The organism is Alteromonas sp. CNT1-28 (assembly GCF_022348345.1).
GTDB classification, from domain to species: Bacteria; Pseudomonadota; Gammaproteobacteria; order Enterobacterales; family Alteromonadaceae; genus Alteromonas; species Alteromonas macleodii.
Genome location: NZ_JAKREZ010000021.1, coordinates 1 through 18,093 on the forward strand (window position 1 = coordinate 1; position 18,093 = coordinate 18,093).

Below are 18,093 nucleotides of genomic sequence, written 5' to 3' on the forward strand. Positions count from 1 at the left end.
AATTACGCTAAATAACTATGTACATGAGCCGTATACGAGGCCCGTATGTACGGTTCTGTGAGAGGGATGAGGCGGTGACGCCTCACCCTACTCGATGTACGCGCTTATTAACAACTCTGCAGAAATGCATGTAACAAAATTACAACTATCTGCCGTAAAAGCCCCGTATAATCCATATTGTGTTGTTAAATTACATAAAGGCCTGCATATCCTTTGTTAACGGCGTGTTGCACAAATTTTATTGAATACGTATGCAGGCAATTGTGCAAACCCTAGGTCCTCTATAGCATTATGCCGACGAGATGTATTGTCATTTAATTGTCATAAGAACAACAAAAAGACAACAACTATAACCGTATGGGACACCCGTTTTATGAAACAATTTAAACCCAACCTAATTAAAGCTGCGCTTATTTCAGGCGGTATGGCGTTTGGTAGTGCACCAGCATTTGCACAAGATGCAAACACTGATGCTGTTGATGAAGCAAATCTTGAAGTAATTCAAGTTAGCGGTATTCGCGGCAGCTTACAGCGTGCTCAAGCAATCAAAATGGATAACACTTCAATTGTTGAAGCGTTATCAGCAGAAGATATTGGTAAGTTACCAGATACCAGTATTGCAGAATCAATCGCACGTCTTCCTGGTGTAACTGGTGAACGTCGTAACGGTCGTACAAGTGGTATCTCTGTTCGTGGTTTTAACGAGAACTACGTTGGTACGTCACTGAACGGTCGTGAGCTTCTAGGTATGGGTGATAACCGTGGGGTTGAGTTTGACCTTTATCCAACGGAAATCATTTCAAACATTCTGGTATACAAAACACCAGAAGCGGGCATGACTACCCAAAATATCGGTGGTTCAATTGACCTTCAAACGGTTAAGCCTCTAACGGCAGAAAGCACGTTTACCGTAAACGGCACGTTCGAGAAGAATGCTGAAGACTCTCCAAACCCAGATTTTGACAACGATGGTCACCGCATTTCTGTAAACTTTGTCGATCAATTTGCCGACGATACGATTGGTTTAGCGCTAACTGTTGCGAGCATGGAGTCTCCACGTCAGGAGCAACACTTCCGCGGTTGGGGTTACGCCACAGTAAACACTACACCAGAAAACACGTTTGACGATAACGGAAATCCTCTTTGGAACCCTCGTCGTTATGATGGTCAAGACACTGTAGACGTTCCTGATGGTACTGTTGTATTGGGCGGTCACGATTCATTCCAGCGTTCAGCAATGCTAGAACGTGACTCAATTGCCGCTGTAGTCCAGTGGGCACCTACCGATAAGCTCAATATTCAACTTGATGCGCTTTATATCGATTTCGTTGAAGACGATGTACGCCGTGGTCTTGAAGAAGGCGGTGCAGAGTGGGGTACAAGCGCTTACACAATCACTGGTGTTGAAAACGGTCTGGTAACTAGTGGTTACTCTGATGGTTTCTATAGCGTTGTTCGTAACGATGCGCGTCGTCAAGAAGCAGACCTAACCACAGTAGGCATTAATGCTGAATACCAAATCAACGACTCTTGGACACTAGAACTAGATTACTCTACCGGTAAAGTTGAAAAAGAAATTATCGATGTAGAAAGCTACTCAGGTGTAGGTCGTGCTGGTACTGAAGGCCGTCCAATTACTGCACGTAGCTGGGAAATGACATCTTCTGGAGTAATGTTCTCTGACCACCCAACTATTGCACCAGTTGACCTTACCGACCCAACACTTATTAGCCTTGCAGGTCCGCAAGCATGGGGCGCACGCCCGTTACTTGAGTCTGACGCACAGGATGGTTTCGTAAACCAGCCGCTTTTCGAAGAAGAGCTTGATACCCTTCGTTTCGACGTTAAAGGCTATGTAGATTGGGGTGTGGTAACTGGCCTATCTGCTGGTGTTGTATATTCTGACCGCTCTAAATCTAAAGACAATAACGGTGCTTACCTAACAGCGCCTTCATATCCTGGAAATGCTGCTATTCCTGAAGTGCTAGGCGTAACGAACCTTAACTTTATTGGAATTGACGGCGTGTTAGCGTACGACTCGCTAGGTCTTTTCGAAAGTGGTTATTACATTGAAAGCGATGCAAGCCGCGTTCAAAACGATCGCTTAGGTGATACTTACACCGTTGATGAAGAACTACTTACCCTTTACACCAAACTAGATTTGGAAATGGAAGTTGGCGATATTTGGGTGCGCGGTAACGTAGGCCTTCAAGTAGTAAGTGCAGATCAAGAATCAACAGGTTTCTCTGCAACATCTGACCGCGAAGGTTACACCATTGCTAGCCCTGTAACAGGTGGCGCAGACTACACAGATGTTCTTCCAACACTTAACCTTTCAGCAGAAGTGGCTGAGGGCCAGTTTGTGCGCTTGGGCTTGAGCAAAGTTATTTCTCGTCCGCGTATGGATGATATGCGTCCAAATACTCAGGTTACGTTCTCGTTCAACGATAACCAAATTACTAGCACTGAAATTGAAAATGGTCCATGGGGTGGTAGTGCTGGTAACCCTGAATTGCGTCCGCTTGAAGCTAACCAGTTTGACTTAGCTTATGAGAACTACTTTGCAGATACAGGTTATGTAGCTGTGTCGTTCTTCTATAAAGACATTAAAAATTGGCACCGCAGCACGTCAATTGTGGCTGATTTCACAGAGTTTTATATTCCTGAGCTACATCAGGGCTCTGAAGGTCAAACTCCTGTATTGTTCACAGGTCAAGTAAGCAGTGTACTAGATGGGTTCGAAGGCTTTGTTCGCGGTTACGAATTACAAGGTTCACTTCCATTTGACATGATCCATGATTCACTTGAAGGCTTCGGTTTGTTCGCAAGTGCAACCTTTATGGATGGTGAAGTTGACGCGGCTCCGGGTCAAACTGAAACACGTATTCCTGGACTATCTGAAGAGTCTTACAGTATGACTTTCTTCTATGAGAATGCTGGTTTTGAATTCCGTCTTGCGGCAACAAAACGCGATCAGTACCTAACTGAAGAACGTGGTGTTAGTTTGGCGTTAGTTGATGCAACGAAGCAAGGCGGTACGCTTGTTGATGCGCAAATTGGCTATGACTTTAGCGAGTCTGGTATCGAATATCTAGAAGGCCTGCGTGTTACTTTACAAGCACAGAACCTGACCGATGAAGATGATATTCAAGCGTCAGCGGCTGACGGCCGTCAAATCACCCAGTTCCAAACTTATGGAACGAACTACTTGCTAGGATTTAACTACAAGTTCTAATTTCTTCGTGTGTGTAAAGCCACCTGCTGCTTTTTGTTTTAGCTTGTGCTAAAAGAGAGAGCAAATGGTGGCTTTTCTTTTTGTATGAAAGGAACCTTTCAAAATTTTTGGTACGAATTGCGAGAAGTTTATGCAAGATCCTCATAATAAACCGATAAAGCGTGTAGTGATTGCCGGCGGTGGAACGGCTGGTTGGTTAGCTGCATCATTAATGAAAAAGGTGTTGGGTAAAGCAGTTGATATTACTCTGGTTGAATCTGAAGCGATTGGTACGGTCGGTGTTGGCGAAGCTACCATCCCCCCAATACGCCTAGTAAACCAAGTGTTAGGTATCGACGAAGCACAGTTTCTTCATGATACTAAAGCAACGATAAAACTTGCTATACGGTTCGAAAATTGGAAAACGAAGGGTGAAAGCTACTATCACACCTTTGGTGCGCCGGGCAAAAGCATGGCGTTTTGTCATTTTCATCACTATTGGGTAAAGGCGCGCCAGCAAGGCCTAAAAGACGACCTGTGGGATTTTGACCTAAATTACCATGCCGCTGAAGCGGGACGATTTGCGCAGATAAATGCCAAAGACCCAGTCGTTGAGCTACCTTTCGCCTATCATTTTGACGCCAGTTTATACGCTCAGTATTTACGAAAGCTGAGTGAAAATATGGGGGTTGTACGCATAGAAGGTAAAATTTCGCGTGTTCAACGTTTTACCGACAGCGGTTTTATTCAAGCACTTCACTTAGAAAGTGGGGACGTGGTTGAAGGGGACTTATTTGTTGATTGCACGGGCTTTAAGGGGCTATTGATAGAGGAAGCGCTGGGCGCTGGTTACGACGATTGGTCTCACTTACTTCCTTGTGATAGTGCCATTGCTGTACCGTCTGAGCGACATGAAAAAACCGCGCCTTACACGCGCTCTATTGCCCACGATGCGGGTTGGCAATGGAGGATCCCACTGCAACACAGAAATGGTAATGGCCACGTATATAGTTCACGCTATATCAGTGATGATCAGGCCTGTGACACCTTGTTGTCAAACTTAGATACCAAACCATTGGGTGACCCTAAACTGATAAAGTTTACGACGGGCAGACGACGTAAGCAGTGGTACAAAAACGTAGTAGCAGTAGGTCTATCAAGTGGATTCTTAGAGCCACTTGAATCTACCAGTATTCACCTCATTCAATCTGCAATTGTTCGCTTAATTCAGTTGTTTCCCCACAACGGCTTTGCACCGAGCTTGGAAACGGAATATAACAAGCAGTCTGAATTAGAGTTCGAACAAATCAGAGATTTTCTTGTTTTGCATTACACCGTAAATGAGCGAACCGATAGTGCCTTTTTCAATGACATGCGAAATATTACTTTGCCCGATTCCCTAGCACATAAAATTGCGTTGTTTAACGAAAGCGGAAATCTGCTACGAGAACAAAATGATCTATTCCTTGAAAGCTCATGGCTACAGGTCTTGTACGGTCAGGGCATTACTCCTAAGGATTATCACGGTTTGGTAAACAGTGTGCCTGAAGTTCAGTTAAATCAAATGTTAACAAGGTTGTTGGAAATCAAAAAAGAGCCCATTGCTAAGTTGCCGACACATGACGAGTATATAAATGGGATGGTTGCAAAGTATAAGCGCGCAATGAGTTGAATAATTTCATATGGTTAGAAGTGCTGCGAACGAACGCATTAGCTAACTAAACAGGTAAAGGATAAAGCAGCCAAAAGGCTGCTTTATTCGTTTTTAAGGATGAATTGTTACAATTTTGCTGGTTTTTTACTAGCAAATTAAAAATATGTTGCGCCGATGTAAATGAATACGTATGCATAGCATTGCTCCCTTTTTATACAAAACAGTAGTATTTGGTGTTGAACCATAAGAGGCATTTTTGGGTGTGGTAGTCCTAAAAGTGTCGATAATAAACAAGGAATGGGACACCAATGAAAACATTCAAACCCAGCACTATCATGGCGGCCTTGATAAGTAGTGGGGTCGCGTTTAGCGCAGCTCCTCTTTATGCCCAAGAGTCACCAGACACCTCAATAAACGAAGTTGAACGACCACAAGAAGATACCCTAGAGCGTATTGAAGTACGTGGTTTTAGTACCAGCTTGATCCAATCACTAAACCAGAAACGCTTCTCCGATACGGTTTCTGAACAAATATCTGCAGACGATTTGGGCGGACTTCCCGATGTGTCGATGGCGGATGCACTGACCCGCTTGCCGGGTATCTCTGCGGTAAGAACCGGGGGGCAAGCCGCGCAGATAAACATTCGTGGTCTATCCGGTGACTTTGTGTTTTCTACATTAAACGGTAGAGAGCAGGTATCGACCAGCGGAAGCCGAGCAATTGAGTTTGATCAGTATCCTTCAGAGCTTATTAGTGAGGCAGCGGTTTATAAATCACCCAAGGCATCGCTTATTGAGGGGGGTATAGCGGGTACGGTGGAACTTAAAACTGCATCACCGCTTGCCATTGAAGAGCAGCATAAATTCAGCGCCAACATGCGTGGCATGTACAACGATAGAGCGTCAGAGGTGAGTGATGCTACAGAGTATGGACATAGACTGAGTTTTTCATACCAAGGTAAATTCCTTGACGATACGCTAGGTGTATCACTAGGTTATGCTCGTTTATTCCAACCGAGTGTTTCTACTCAATTCATTGGTTTAGCTTATAACGGTCAAGTTGATGTAGACGGACTTGAAGGTGATATAGACGGGCCAGCAGATTGCCCCAATTGTGAACTCATTTCAGAAGGCTTTGAAATGCAGCACAAGGGCGGGGAAGAGACTCGCGATGGCTACGTTGCCGCGTTTGAATGGGCACCTATCGATACCTTTACACTTAAAGCTGATGCTTTTATCTCGAAATTTGACTCCGAAGCCTTTGCACGTGGATTTCGCGTTAAGCTAGGTGGAATAAACGCTGGTATAACTAATCCTGTAGTAGTAAATAATAGCGTAATTGGCGGCACATTTTCTCGTACAGACAACAGCTTTACCCGTGTTGAGTTGGTAAACGACGACAATCAAGATTTCGACAGTGTCACAAACTTAGGCGTGAATGCTAGCTGGGAAATATCGCCAGATTTAGCGGTTCAATTTGACGTCTCCCGCTCAAGTGCTGAAAGCGACTTTAGAAACGGCTTACTGTGGTCGCTTGTTGGCGAAGATGCGACAGCGGCAAACCCCGTGTTCGACGAAAACGTCCAAATTTCTTATTTACTCAACGGTTTAAACTTACCTGATATCGGTTTTAATCAAAGTGATGCTTTTACAGACTTAGACCGTGTAATGGTAAGTAAATACGGTATTTATCCGTATGAAAACAAAGATGAGTTAGACGCCTATCGCGTAGACTTCCAATATTATGTCGATGTGCCAATCATTTCTGGCTTTGAATTTGGCTATCGATACTCAGACCGGGAATATAACAATGACCGCTCTGTGTTTGAATACGGAAACGATAGTGCATTCTCAGTAAGCGAACCGCCACTTCAGTTAACTTCTGATATGATCGAAGAGGTTAATTGGAGCGGTGATTTTGGTTATTTTCCAAGTTATCTTTCCGTTGATCTAGACAGTGCACTTAATGCTTGGTTTCCAAGCGGTAGGCCACAGCCTGTTCAAACGTGGGGACCAGGCGCTGCCGGCGTTATCAATGGTCCAGGTACCGGGCCTGCTACTGCGTGGACGCTACAAGAAAGTGGCGATGTATTTGAAACAGTGAATTCTGCCTACTTGATGGCAAACATTAATACAGAAATTGGCAGTATTCCTGTTACAGGTAATGTTGGTGTTCGTTACGTTAAAAGTAAACAAAGTTCAACGACGCTACAGCGTGCTACTCAGTTAATTGAAGACCTTGAGACCGGAACATCGGTTGAAGTTAGTGACCCTACGGCTGGTGCACAAAACATTACCGACGACGTAGGGCTAATTAATAACTTTTATCGCCCAGCGTTGATAAGTCACGAATATTCTGACGTTTTGCCTTCAATTAACCTGAACTTTAAACTTACAGATGACACGCAACTTCGTGTAGCCGCCGCAAAGGTGATGGGCAGAGCGCCAATAAACCGTTTTGCCGCAAATGCGTCAACCACTATTGAAACGGTTACCGCTTTCCAAGACAGAGACTCGGGTGAAATTACGCTTTCCAACCCTACGGCAAGGGTTAGTGGTAGCGCCCGTAACAGCCCTTATTTAGAACCATTCTATGCAACTCAATACGACGTTTCGTGGGAGTATTATTTCTCAGATACGGAAGGCGCATTAGTTGTTGCTGGCTTTTATAAAGACATTGAATCGTTCGTAGAAGACATCGAAATAGAGCCTTATGATTTTGAAGCAAACGGCATTGTAATTCCTGATAACGTAAGTGTGCCGGTTTACTTGACGCCAGAGTTTGCAGGACAGGAAGCCGAACTAGCGCTTGATGAAAATGGCGACCCCATCTTTATTACCGTCCCTACTGAAAATGGTAGCTACAGCACAGCCGTAAACAATGCCGAAGGTGGCTATATTCGCGGTTTAGAAATCGCCTATACGCAAATTTATAGCATGCTGCCTGGCATGTGGTCAGGCTTAGGCGTTAGCGCAAGTTACTCTTACACCGAAAGTGAAATTCAGCGCACGCTAGGTGATGACGTGTATGCCGCTAACTTACCAGGTCTTTCTGAAAACGTTGCTACGCTAACCGTGTTTTGGGAATACGAAGGTTTTGAAACTCGCTTGTCTAGCCGATATCGCGACGCATTTGTTTCGCAGCAAGTAGCGGTAAACGACCAGGTGGTTAACTTTGACGAAGAATTGGTTATTGATTACCAAGCGTCGTACGAGATTAACGACAATTGGAGCGTACTATTTCAAGTTAATAACCTAACAGACGAGCCAACGAAGAGCTATTTCTCATCAGAAGAGCAAACCGGCACTATCCAATACTTTGGAACGCAATATTACCTAGGGATGACATATCAACTATGAAAAACAGCATCTTAGGTAATTTATTTAGCAACACGACGGAATATTCGGTTGCCAAAAGTAGCGAAAATATTCAGGAGAATTCTATGTTTACTAAAAAAAGAGTAGTGCGCGCTGCGTTACTCGTAGTAGGCGCATATACACTTGCAGGTTGCGGTGGCTCGGGCGTAGAGTCGGGCACCAACGATCTGCTTACCTGTGAGGTTCCAAATGTACCTAATTCATCAGGTACGGCTTGTGAACCGCCACCACCTATTCAATGCGATGCGCCGCTCGTACCTAATGAAGCGAACGATGCATGTGAAGCAGGTGCTGATCCAAGTTTACCTGCACCTGTATTTACCCCTTCATCTAATCAAGCTGTACTTTATTATAATCGGGCTGCTGTTGACGCTGATAACTCAAGTAACGATGCAGCTTATGAAGGCTGGAGACTACATACTTGGAACAATGACGAGTGTGATGCTTATGCTGACGCAGACACGGATTGGGCCAACGGTCGCATTCATAGCGGTATCGATCCAAACTATGGTGCGTATTGGATTCTAGACCTTAAAGACGGGTATGGAAGCTGCCACAATTTCATCATCCACAAAGGCACTGACGATGCCGGAAAAGAAATGGGGGGCGGAGACTTCCAGGGTTCTTTAGTACAAGATGATGAAACATTTGTACGCATGAATTTTACCCTTTCAGGCGAGGCAACCATATTTGAGTTCCCTATCATGTCTCTTGGTCCTCAGCCTGTTGATATCGAGGGTTTTGGCGCGCATTGGTTAGATGCCAACACTATTTTATGGGACGTACCTGAAACCGTTTCAGAGGTGAAACTTCACTATTCAGCACAGGCTGACTTAGAGAGCACTCTGGAAGAGGGTATTAACGGTACTCAAGTAACGTTAATGAGTACAACACTTACCGAAGAGCAATCTGACCGTGCGCCGCACTTATCTGCTATGCAGGCTTGGGAAGGCGACTGGTCGGTTGAAGATGCTAAAACCGTGTTGACGACACAAGCCGTAGTAGGGGGTTACGATGCTGACGGTGCGCTTGTTGTTGCGACCGGGATCCAACTGGCTAACGGAATAGACGCACTATATACGCTCGGTGAAGACGATGCCGACGAAGCTCAACTTGGTGGTATCTACTCTGATACAGGTATTACTGCCGCATTGTGGGCGCCTACTGCTTCAAATGTTGATCTTCTGATTTATAACGACAACAAGACATTAAGCCAACGTATTGATATGGTTCGCGATGATACGTCTGGTGTCTGGCGTCATGAAGGCGATATGTCCCTAGACCGTCAGCTTTACCGTTATGAAGTTACCGTCTATCACCCTATTACGGGGAATGTAGAAACGCTGCTTGTTACAGACCCATATTCTGTGTCACTAAGCACAAACGGCCGTTTCTCTCGCTTCGTAAATCTAGCTGATGATGATTTAAAACCACAAGGCTGGGATACTCATACTATTCCGACGGTTGAAAATTATGAAGATGCAGTCATTTACGAAGGGCACGTTCGTGACTTTAGCGTACGTGATATGTCTACGTCTGAGGAAAATAGAGGTAAATACCTTGCCTTTACTGAAGAGGGCACAGCACCGGTTGAGCACCTTAAAAAGCTTGTTGAAGCAGGGCTTACTTACTTCCATATACTTCCAGCAAATGACATTGCAACTATCGATGAGGATCCAACAAAAACGGTAGATTTATACGATACGGTAGGCAAACTGTGTCGCTTAAATAGCAGTGCTGCGGTATGTGAAGAAGAAAGCGCTGATGCATTGTTAATTGACGTTTACAACAGTTACGATCCTTTATCTCAAGCGGGTAAAGCCCAGCAGCTTACTAATGATTTACGCAATCTAGATACATTCAACTGGGGCTATGATCCTCATCACTTTAACGCGCCGGAAGGCAGCTATGCGTCGAGTGCAGAGGGAGTAGAACGCATTGTAGAAATGCGCGCCATGATCCAAGCACTTCACGAGATGGGGCTACGTGTTGCACTTGATGTAGTCTATAACCATACCAATGCGTCGGGTGTTTTCAGTAAGTCAGTATTAGACAAAGCGGTACCGGGTTACTACCACCGTTATGAAGTGGATACTGGTGCGATTGTTCGTGAAACGTGCTGTGATGACACAGAGCCTCGCAATGTCATGATGGAAAAGTTCATGGAAGATTCGCTGCTCATGTGGGCTGAGCATTATAAGTATGATTCATTCCGTTTCGACATCATGAGCCAAGCTACAAAAGACACTATGGTACGCTTGCGTGATGCAGTCCAAGCTATCGATGCTGACAACTATTTCTACGGTGAAGGCTGGACTAAAATAGACCGCGGTTACGAGCAAGCGAGCCAGCTCAATATGGCTGGTACCGAGATTGGTACCTATAACGACCGTATTCGCGAAGCTATTCGCCAGGGCGCTATCTTTAGACCGGAAGATGAAGGGCTATTAAGCGCGCAAGACCGCGTAAAAATGGGCATGATCGGAACGTTAAAAGACTATGTTTTGGAGACGTCTTCAGGAAGTGCAGGCGCTACCAGTAACTTAGGCGGCTATGCAGAAGATCCTGCGGATATCATTAACTACGTGTCGAAGCACGATAATGAAACACTGTGGGATCAGTTAAACTACACGCTTCCACAAGATATTACTTTAGAACAGCGGGTTCGTGCCCAAAATGTAGCAATGGGTATTAATCTTGTGTCTCAAGGTATTCCGTTTTTACAAATGGGCGGCGACATGCTTCGCTCAAAATCAATGGATAGAAATACCTATGATGCGGGCGACTGGTTTAACTACGTCGATTTCACCTACGAAACGAACAACTGGAACGTAGGTTTACCGTTGGCACAAGACAACGAAGCCCGTTGGGAAGAAATGGGTGAATTCATTTACAATCCAAATCGCGCGGCCTCAATGGCAGATATAATGTTTGCCTCTGATGTGTTTGCAGAATTGCTTAATATTCGAATGACAAGTCCGCTGTTTAGATTAACCACCGCTGAAGACATCATCGACCGTATAGGTTTCCACAATATTGGCGAACGCCAGCAGCGTGGTCTTATAGCGATGAGCATTGATGACGGCATATCTGAAAACAGCGAAGTACCTCGCCTAGATTTAGACATGATGAATGATGCGGTTATGGTGCTTGTGAATACGGGGTATGAAGAGAAGTCTATCACGGTAAACACAGCAACAGGCTTTTCGCTTCACGCCACACAAATGAATTCTGTCGATGCAGCGGTACGCGGCGCCACATTTGTAGAAGGTGAAGATGGTAATGGAACCTTTACCGTTCCTGCACTAACTATTGCTGTTTTCGTAAAACCACAGTCTGGAGCTCAAGGTTATGGTCTATCAGCGTATGCCACGTCTGGTGCGCCTGATGTTGTTCCTTACGGCGACACCATCGCTTACCTGCGTGGAGATATGAATGGTTGGTCAACGGATGATGCATTTACCTATCAGGGTAACGGTAAGTACACCGTAACAGCTACACTTGAAGGTGGCGTTACATATGGATTCAAATTCGCATCTGAAGATTGGAGTACAGTGAACTTTGGCGCAGCGGATGGTGAAGAAGGTACAGTAATAGCGGGCGAAGAAAAGGTTCTTGCACGTACTAATACCAACCTTTCATTTACACCAGCGACGAGCGCGACCTATCTGTTTACTATTGATGCGACTGATAGCGAAGCACCAATCCTTATGGTTGAGAACGAAGAGCCCTATGTTGGCACACCAGTGTATCTTCGTGGTGCAATGAACGACTGGGGTACGGCTGAGGAGTTTGCTTACCAAGGCGGACGTATTTACACTTTCTCTCGTGATGTTGAGCCAGGGACTTACGAGTTTAAGGTTGCTTCAGAAGATTGGAGTACCGTGAACTTCGGTGCGATATCAGCAGATGATTCAGATCGCAACCTTGCGCCTGGTCAGACTTTGGGGCTCGCCGCTACTAACGACAATCTTATTTTGAACATTGAAACCGCCGACCGCTATGTGTTCGTATTCAACGTCACTGATTTAAATGCGCCAACCGTTGGTGTATTTAAAGAAGCGTTTTGGGGCGACACTCAAGTTTATATCCGTGGTGGTATGAATGGCTGGGGAGCTGTCGATATGTTTGAATATCAAGGAGAAGGTGTTTATACCGCAGACATTGAATTGAGCGCAGGTAGTATTGAATTCAAAGTCGCTTCTGAAGACTGGTCGACAGTAAACCTTGGCAACCCGAACGATGCAGCAAGCAACGTAGTAACGCCTAGCGAGCCGAAAATACTTGGCGCAAGTAACAATAATCTAATGATTGAAGTTGCAGAGTCTGGTCTATACGAGTTTAAGGTATCTGGCCCTGATGGAAATGCACCTACGTTAACGGTTACGAAAAAGTAAGACCGAACAGATGCTAACTTGGTAAATTTCTAATAAACCAAGATTTAAAAACCGCGACGTAGTTTGCGGTTTTTTGTTTTTGGCATATCTCTTGATTCTCTAGTAGTATCACCAAGAAAATAGTGGTCGTACCAGAGTGGTTGAAATTATTCAAAAGGAGATGAAAATGAAACGTGCACTCGTTGTTGAAGGTGGCGCTATGCGCGGAGTTTTTGCAGCAGGCGTGTTAGACAAATTCATGGAGCATGACTACCATTCGTTCGACTTCGCGATTGGTGTTTCAGCTGGCGCAACTAATCTTTCAACCTACGTGTCGAAAATGCATGGGCTTAGTAAAACCATCATCACGCAATACGCCACAAAGAGGGAGTTTTTTAGCCCGCTTCGTTTCATAAAAGGTGGGCACATGACAGATGTTCATTGGCTATGGCATCACTCTAAACAGTCCATGAATATTCCTGCACCAGGTGAAAAAAGCAGCATGCCACTGTATGTTGGGATTACTAATGCAGAGTCAGGTGAATGTGAATATATACAAGCCACCAAAGATAATGTTGATGATTTAATGGTAGCTTCCTGTGCGTTGCCAACTGCATACCGAGACGAAATTTCAATAAACGGTACGCGATACTTGGACGGGGGAGTGGCAGATGCAATACCTGCTATCCAAGCATACAAAATGGGTGCGAAGGATATCACGGTTATTCTTTCTCAACCGTTAGGTTTTACAAAACCAGAAGTAAAGTCTGTTTGGCTAATGCAAAAGATGTATCGCAACCAGCCTGCGCTACTCGATAAGATGTTGCAGCGTGCAGCCATTTATAACGAAACGTTAGCTTTTCTCAATAATCCACCCGACGACTGCACAATCCGTGTGATAGCGCCTGATGAAGCTTTTTGCGTTAAGCGTTTAACTATGGATAAGAAGAAGTTATTGCGAGGCTACGGTCAAGGGCGGCGCATGGCAAGACGCTATCTTAAACATTGCTATGAGAATTTAGTGGAAAGACAGCGCAAAAGCGCATAGCTACCAGACTGATTTCTTCTTTCTGTACAAAGCCTGTATGCAAATCGCAACAAAAGGCTTATAGAGCTTGGTTTTTTTTCCAAGCTTTTTTTTATCTCCAATAAAACTTTAATTTTCAGCATCTTACCCTGTTTCAATTTGGCAACAGTTTAAGCTTAAGTTACTGGTTCTTACTTCTAGTACCAGTCTTACACAGCGTGAATTGTTGAACTTAGCAACGCTATTTCCCTCACACCGCTTATAACTAGCGCTGTTGACTTCCCGTTTGAACATAAGTTGCCATTTTTCCTATTTTAGTAACATTTTGAAAAAAATGAATTTTATCGAGTTTATGAAGCATTTTTATGTAAACTTTGCAGGCAATGTGCAATATTTTCATTAAATTGGTCTGCATCTTGCTGAACAGGTGGCAATAAACGCTGTTTTTTTAACGATGCGAAGATTTCAGGTGGTTCATTTATCTCAACATTAAATCCTTCTTAAAAAAGGGATTGAGTAAATAGACCAAACTGTCACACGTTATTAAAATATAGAAATTATAATTGACCACGCTTTGCAATATCACGTGCTTCTCGATAGCAAGAGGAGACCAATGCTCATTGGCAGAAATGCTTATTGGCATAGTTGAATCGCGAGTTTTGTGTCTACCGCTATTTAGATATATTTAATCATACTTAAGGTTAGTTTACGCTAACCTGTCTAGATGCGTGAGAAAGAACGTGGCAATATCAAATGCTGAATAAAAATAAAATAAATATAAACGTGCAAATTGCGAATCAGAAAATGTCAATTGGGTTAATAAACCCGAAAAATCCCGTAAATGTTGCTTCTATACTGCGAGCTGCAGGTTGTTATGGTGTGGCCAGCGTTTTTTATACTGGTCAGCGCTATCGATTTGCTAAAGATTTTAATGCGGATACGAAAGCGTTTCATAAAGTCATTCCGACCATTGGGGTCGACGACTTAAAAGAAGTAGTGCCTGAAGGTGCGTCAGTCGTAGCGGTTGAACTGGTAGAGGGTGCTACACCACTACCTTTGTTTGAGCACCCGAGCAATGCGTTTTACTTGCTAGGTCCTGAAGATGGCAGTATTGGCGAAGACGTTTTGTCTTGGTGCGATCATGTTGTCTACGTTCCTACTTTTTCATGCATGAATTTAGCGGCCACAGCAAATGTGTTGCTGTATGACCGTCTGTCAAAGTCTGATTACGTAAGTGGGGATGCACTTATCAGACAAAGTAGAGATACGAATAACAAATCTAAGATTAAATAGTAATTAAATAACTAAGGCTGTCGTTGCGAACAGGAAGTTACCCACAAGCCTAATAATAAATTAAATCAGGGGAGCTTTGCGTTGAAGATGAGAACAATGAGCGCAGTTCGAGCGTTTAATGGCGCCGTGTCTAACAAACTGAGTCGACTACCACAAACATTTTCTAGGGTACTCCCTAGTCGTTTCTCACTCGAAGAGAGTATTTCTAATTTCTTCTTTAGTCGTTACGAACTTGTGATTGCTAACGAAGAAAGTGAAAAGCAGGTGAGTTATAAAACGCGACACAAAGTGTATTGTGAAGAAATGAACTTCGAGCAGAAAAATGCCACTGCATTAGAAAAAGATAAGTTTGATGATCGCGCGATCAATTGCTACATCAAGCATTTGCCAACAGGAGAGTGTGCAGGCACGATAAGGTTGGTCTTGCCAACTGAAGCTGGCTTGGCACTTCCATTAGAAGAAAAGTGTGCGGAAGTAATTGGCGATGGTGCATTGCTACCTTCAAACTTGTCCCCACAAAGCGTCTGTGAAATCTCTCGCCTTGCAATACCGAGAGAATTTAGAGTGCGACAGTTACGCTCTAAAATCCTACCCTCTGAAAAAATTGAAAAAGTTAAACAAAAGAAAAATGTTCCATTTAACGTTGAGCATTTTCCTTATCTTTCAATTGCACTGTACTTAATGGCAACGAGTGTGTGCCTTCATTTAAACGTTAAGCATGCCTATGTGCTTATGGAGCCTAAGTTAGCAAGAAGAATGAAGGCATTCGGTATTCATTTTAATCCAGTAGGTGAAGCTATTGAATTCAATGGCAAACGTATGCCATATAGATTGTCACCGCATGTACTGCTTGATGATTTAGCAAAACCACTAAAAGGTTTTCACAGAAAGATTCATTCAGAACTAAATAGTGCGTTACAAGCTATTGGCGATGTGGCCGTTCCCACCATTGAGCATACTCGAAAGCCTCTTCGCATAGCCCATGCAGCATGACACCATGCTATCTGGAATACTAAGCCGCCTCGTCAGGCGGTTTTTTTATGTTTGAATACGTATGCATGTTTTTTAACATCCAGTTAACGCGTATCCTGTTGGCATAATTTACGTTTATCACAATGATTACCATGCCAAATTTCCAATTTCGTTTTTGTCTTAAACCCTTGTCAATTGCTATGCTGTCAATTGGAATAACAGCGTGTACAGGGCCGACCTCTCCAGTGAATAATCAAAAGCCGGTGACCAAAGACGCTAGCCTGAAACCATCTGGTCAGAGCGGCGAAAGTTCGACGCTAAACGATTCGGCTGAAAGGCAAGGTAAACCTGTCGTTTATCAAGTTTTTACTCGCTTGTTTGGAAACACGAATACAAATAACCAGCCTTGGGGCACAATTGAGCACAATGGGGTAGGTAAGTTTAGTGATTTTACTCCCGAAGCGCTAAAGGCCATAAAATCTTTGGGAACCAGTCATATCTGGTATACCGGTGTGCCGCACCATGCGGTGATTAATGACTACACTGATTTTGGTATTTCAAACGACGACCCAGATGTAGTGAAAGGCAGAGCGGGCTCTCCCTACGCAGTTAAAGATTACTACAACGTTAATCCAGACCTAGCCGATGATCCAGCCAAGCGTTTAGAAGAATTTGAAGCGCTAATTGCCAGGACTCACGCAGCGGGAATGAAGGTTATTATCGATATCGTGCCTAATCATGTTGCCCGTGATTACCATTCACTTTCTGCACCTGAAGGTGTAAGTGATTTCGGCGCGCACGACGACACGTCTGTTGAATACGCCCGTGATAACAACTTTTACTATGTAGTAGGTGAAGCGTTTCAAGTGCCCACAGCTGATAACTATCAACCTCTAGGTGGTGAAAAGCATCCACTATCTGACGGTAAGTTCGAAGAGTTTCCAGCAAAATGGACAGGCAACGGTGCTAGAGCTTCGAAACCGGATATAAACGACTGGTACGAGACCGTAAAAGTGAACTATGGCGTGATGCCTGACGGCACTTACGACTTTCCAGTTTTACCTGAAGAGTACAGTGATAAGTCCTTTGAAGAACATGCCGCATTTTGGCAAGGAAAAGACGTACCAGACTCGTGGTATAAATTCAGAGATATTGCACATTATTGGATAGATAAAGGTGTCGACGGTTTCCGCTACGATATGGCCGAAATGGTGCCTGTCGAGTTTTGGTCGTTTCTAAATAGCAGTATTAAACAAAAGGCACCTAATGCGTTCTTGCTAGCGGAAGTTTATCAACCAGATAAGTATCGCGAGTATATCCACCAAGGCAAAATGGACTACCTTTACGACAAGGTGGGTTTCTACGACACATTAAAAACGATTATGCAGGGGAGTGGAGAAGTAAGCAAACTGGTTACTATTCATGATGAAATCAATGATATCGCCCCGCATATGCTCCATTTTTTAGAAAATCACGACGAACAACGTATAGCCAGCCCAGACTTTGCCGGTAGTGCCCAGAAAGGTAAACCCGCGCTTGCAGTGAGTGCGCTTATTAGTAGTTCGCCTACGCTGTTGTACTTTGGTCAAGATGTGGGTGAAGACGGTAGCGAGGAGACTGGTTTTGGAGATCCAACACGTACATCAATTTTCGATTATGTAGGTGTTCCTGCCCACCAGCGTTTTATGAACGACGGTAAGTTTGATGCAGGGAAATCTACCGAAGATGAAAAAGCACTTCACCAATTTTACCAAGACGTGATGGCTATTGCTGCCACAAACCCTGCAGTTACAGGTGAATATCAAAGCCTACACGCGCTCAATCTTGATGTGAAAGATTCAGCCTATACTGAGCAGCAATTTGCTTTTGTGCGCGCACAAGGTGAGCACGGATTTGTGGTTGTGGCTAATTTTAACGATAAGCCTACAGGTGCAATGAAGCTTGTTGTTCCTTCAAATGTTTTAGGTAAAGATAGCGATCGGATCACGCTAGCGCCTATGCTTTCTCATGAAGGCATAACACTAGAAAAAGAGGGCATTAACTACAACGCTTCGTTCTCATTGGAAGGGCTTGAGACTAAAGTATTCGCCTTCTAATTAGGTTTTATTACATGCTGCTGAGTTAACGCGAAACACCATGTTTTTTTACATGGTGTTTCGTGAATACGTATGCAGAGCATT

Annotated in this window: 8 protein-coding genes; all 8 read left to right on the top strand. The window is 44.1% G+C overall.

Annotation, left to right across the window (positions count from 1 at the left end):
- Nucleotides 1-373 precede the first annotated feature (373 nt).
- The 8 genes from MHN02_RS13550 to MHN02_RS13585 all read left to right on the top strand — a co-directional run bounded on the left by MHN02_RS13550 (nucleotide 374) and on the right by MHN02_RS13585 (nucleotide 18,009).
- On the top strand, nucleotides 374-3,235 hold the full coding sequence (locus MHN02_RS13550) for a TonB-dependent receptor (RefSeq protein WP_024016300.1): 2,862 nt from the start codon (nucleotides 374-376) through the stop codon (nucleotides 3,233-3,235).
- 130 nt (nucleotides 3,236-3,365) lie between these two features.
- Nucleotides 3,366-4,886, top strand: a complete 1,521-nt coding sequence (locus MHN02_RS13555; RefSeq protein WP_239246692.1) for a tryptophan halogenase family protein — start codon at nucleotides 3,366-3,368, stop codon at nucleotides 4,884-4,886.
- 290 nt (nucleotides 4,887-5,176) lie between these two features.
- The gene (locus MHN02_RS13560; protein ID WP_239246693.1) at nucleotides 5,177-8,227 is read left to right on the top strand and encodes a TonB-dependent receptor; all 3,051 of its coding nucleotides are present in this window, start codon (nucleotides 5,177-5,179) and stop codon (nucleotides 8,225-8,227) included.
- A gap of 83 nt (nucleotides 8,228-8,310) precedes the next feature.
- On the top strand, nucleotides 8,311-12,642 hold the full coding sequence (locus MHN02_RS13565) for an alpha-1,6-glucosidase domain-containing protein (protein ID WP_239246694.1): 4,332 nt from the start codon (nucleotides 8,311-8,313) through the stop codon (nucleotides 12,640-12,642).
- A 166-nt stretch (nucleotides 12,643-12,808) separates the two neighbouring features.
- The gene (locus MHN02_RS13570; RefSeq protein WP_239246695.1) at nucleotides 12,809-13,669 is read left to right on the top strand and encodes a patatin family protein; all 861 of its coding nucleotides are present in this window, start codon (nucleotides 12,809-12,811) and stop codon (nucleotides 13,667-13,669) included.
- Between the two features lie 783 nt (nucleotides 13,670-14,452).
- Nucleotides 14,453-14,941, top strand: coding sequence for an RNA methyltransferase (locus MHN02_RS13575; protein WP_207198495.1), 489 nt, complete (start codon nucleotides 14,453-14,455; stop codon nucleotides 14,939-14,941).
- A gap of 96 nt (nucleotides 14,942-15,037) precedes the next feature.
- On the top strand, nucleotides 15,038-15,934 hold the full coding sequence (locus tag MHN02_RS13580) for a PEP-CTERM/exosortase system-associated acyltransferase (RefSeq protein ID WP_014949457.1): 897 nt from the start codon (nucleotides 15,038-15,040) through the stop codon (nucleotides 15,932-15,934).
- 122 nt (nucleotides 15,935-16,056) lie between these two features.
- Nucleotides 16,057-18,009, top strand: coding sequence for an alpha-amylase family protein (locus MHN02_RS13585; RefSeq protein WP_041449845.1), 1,953 nt, complete (start codon nucleotides 16,057-16,059; stop codon nucleotides 18,007-18,009).
- Nucleotides 18,010-18,093: the final 84 nt, after the last annotated feature.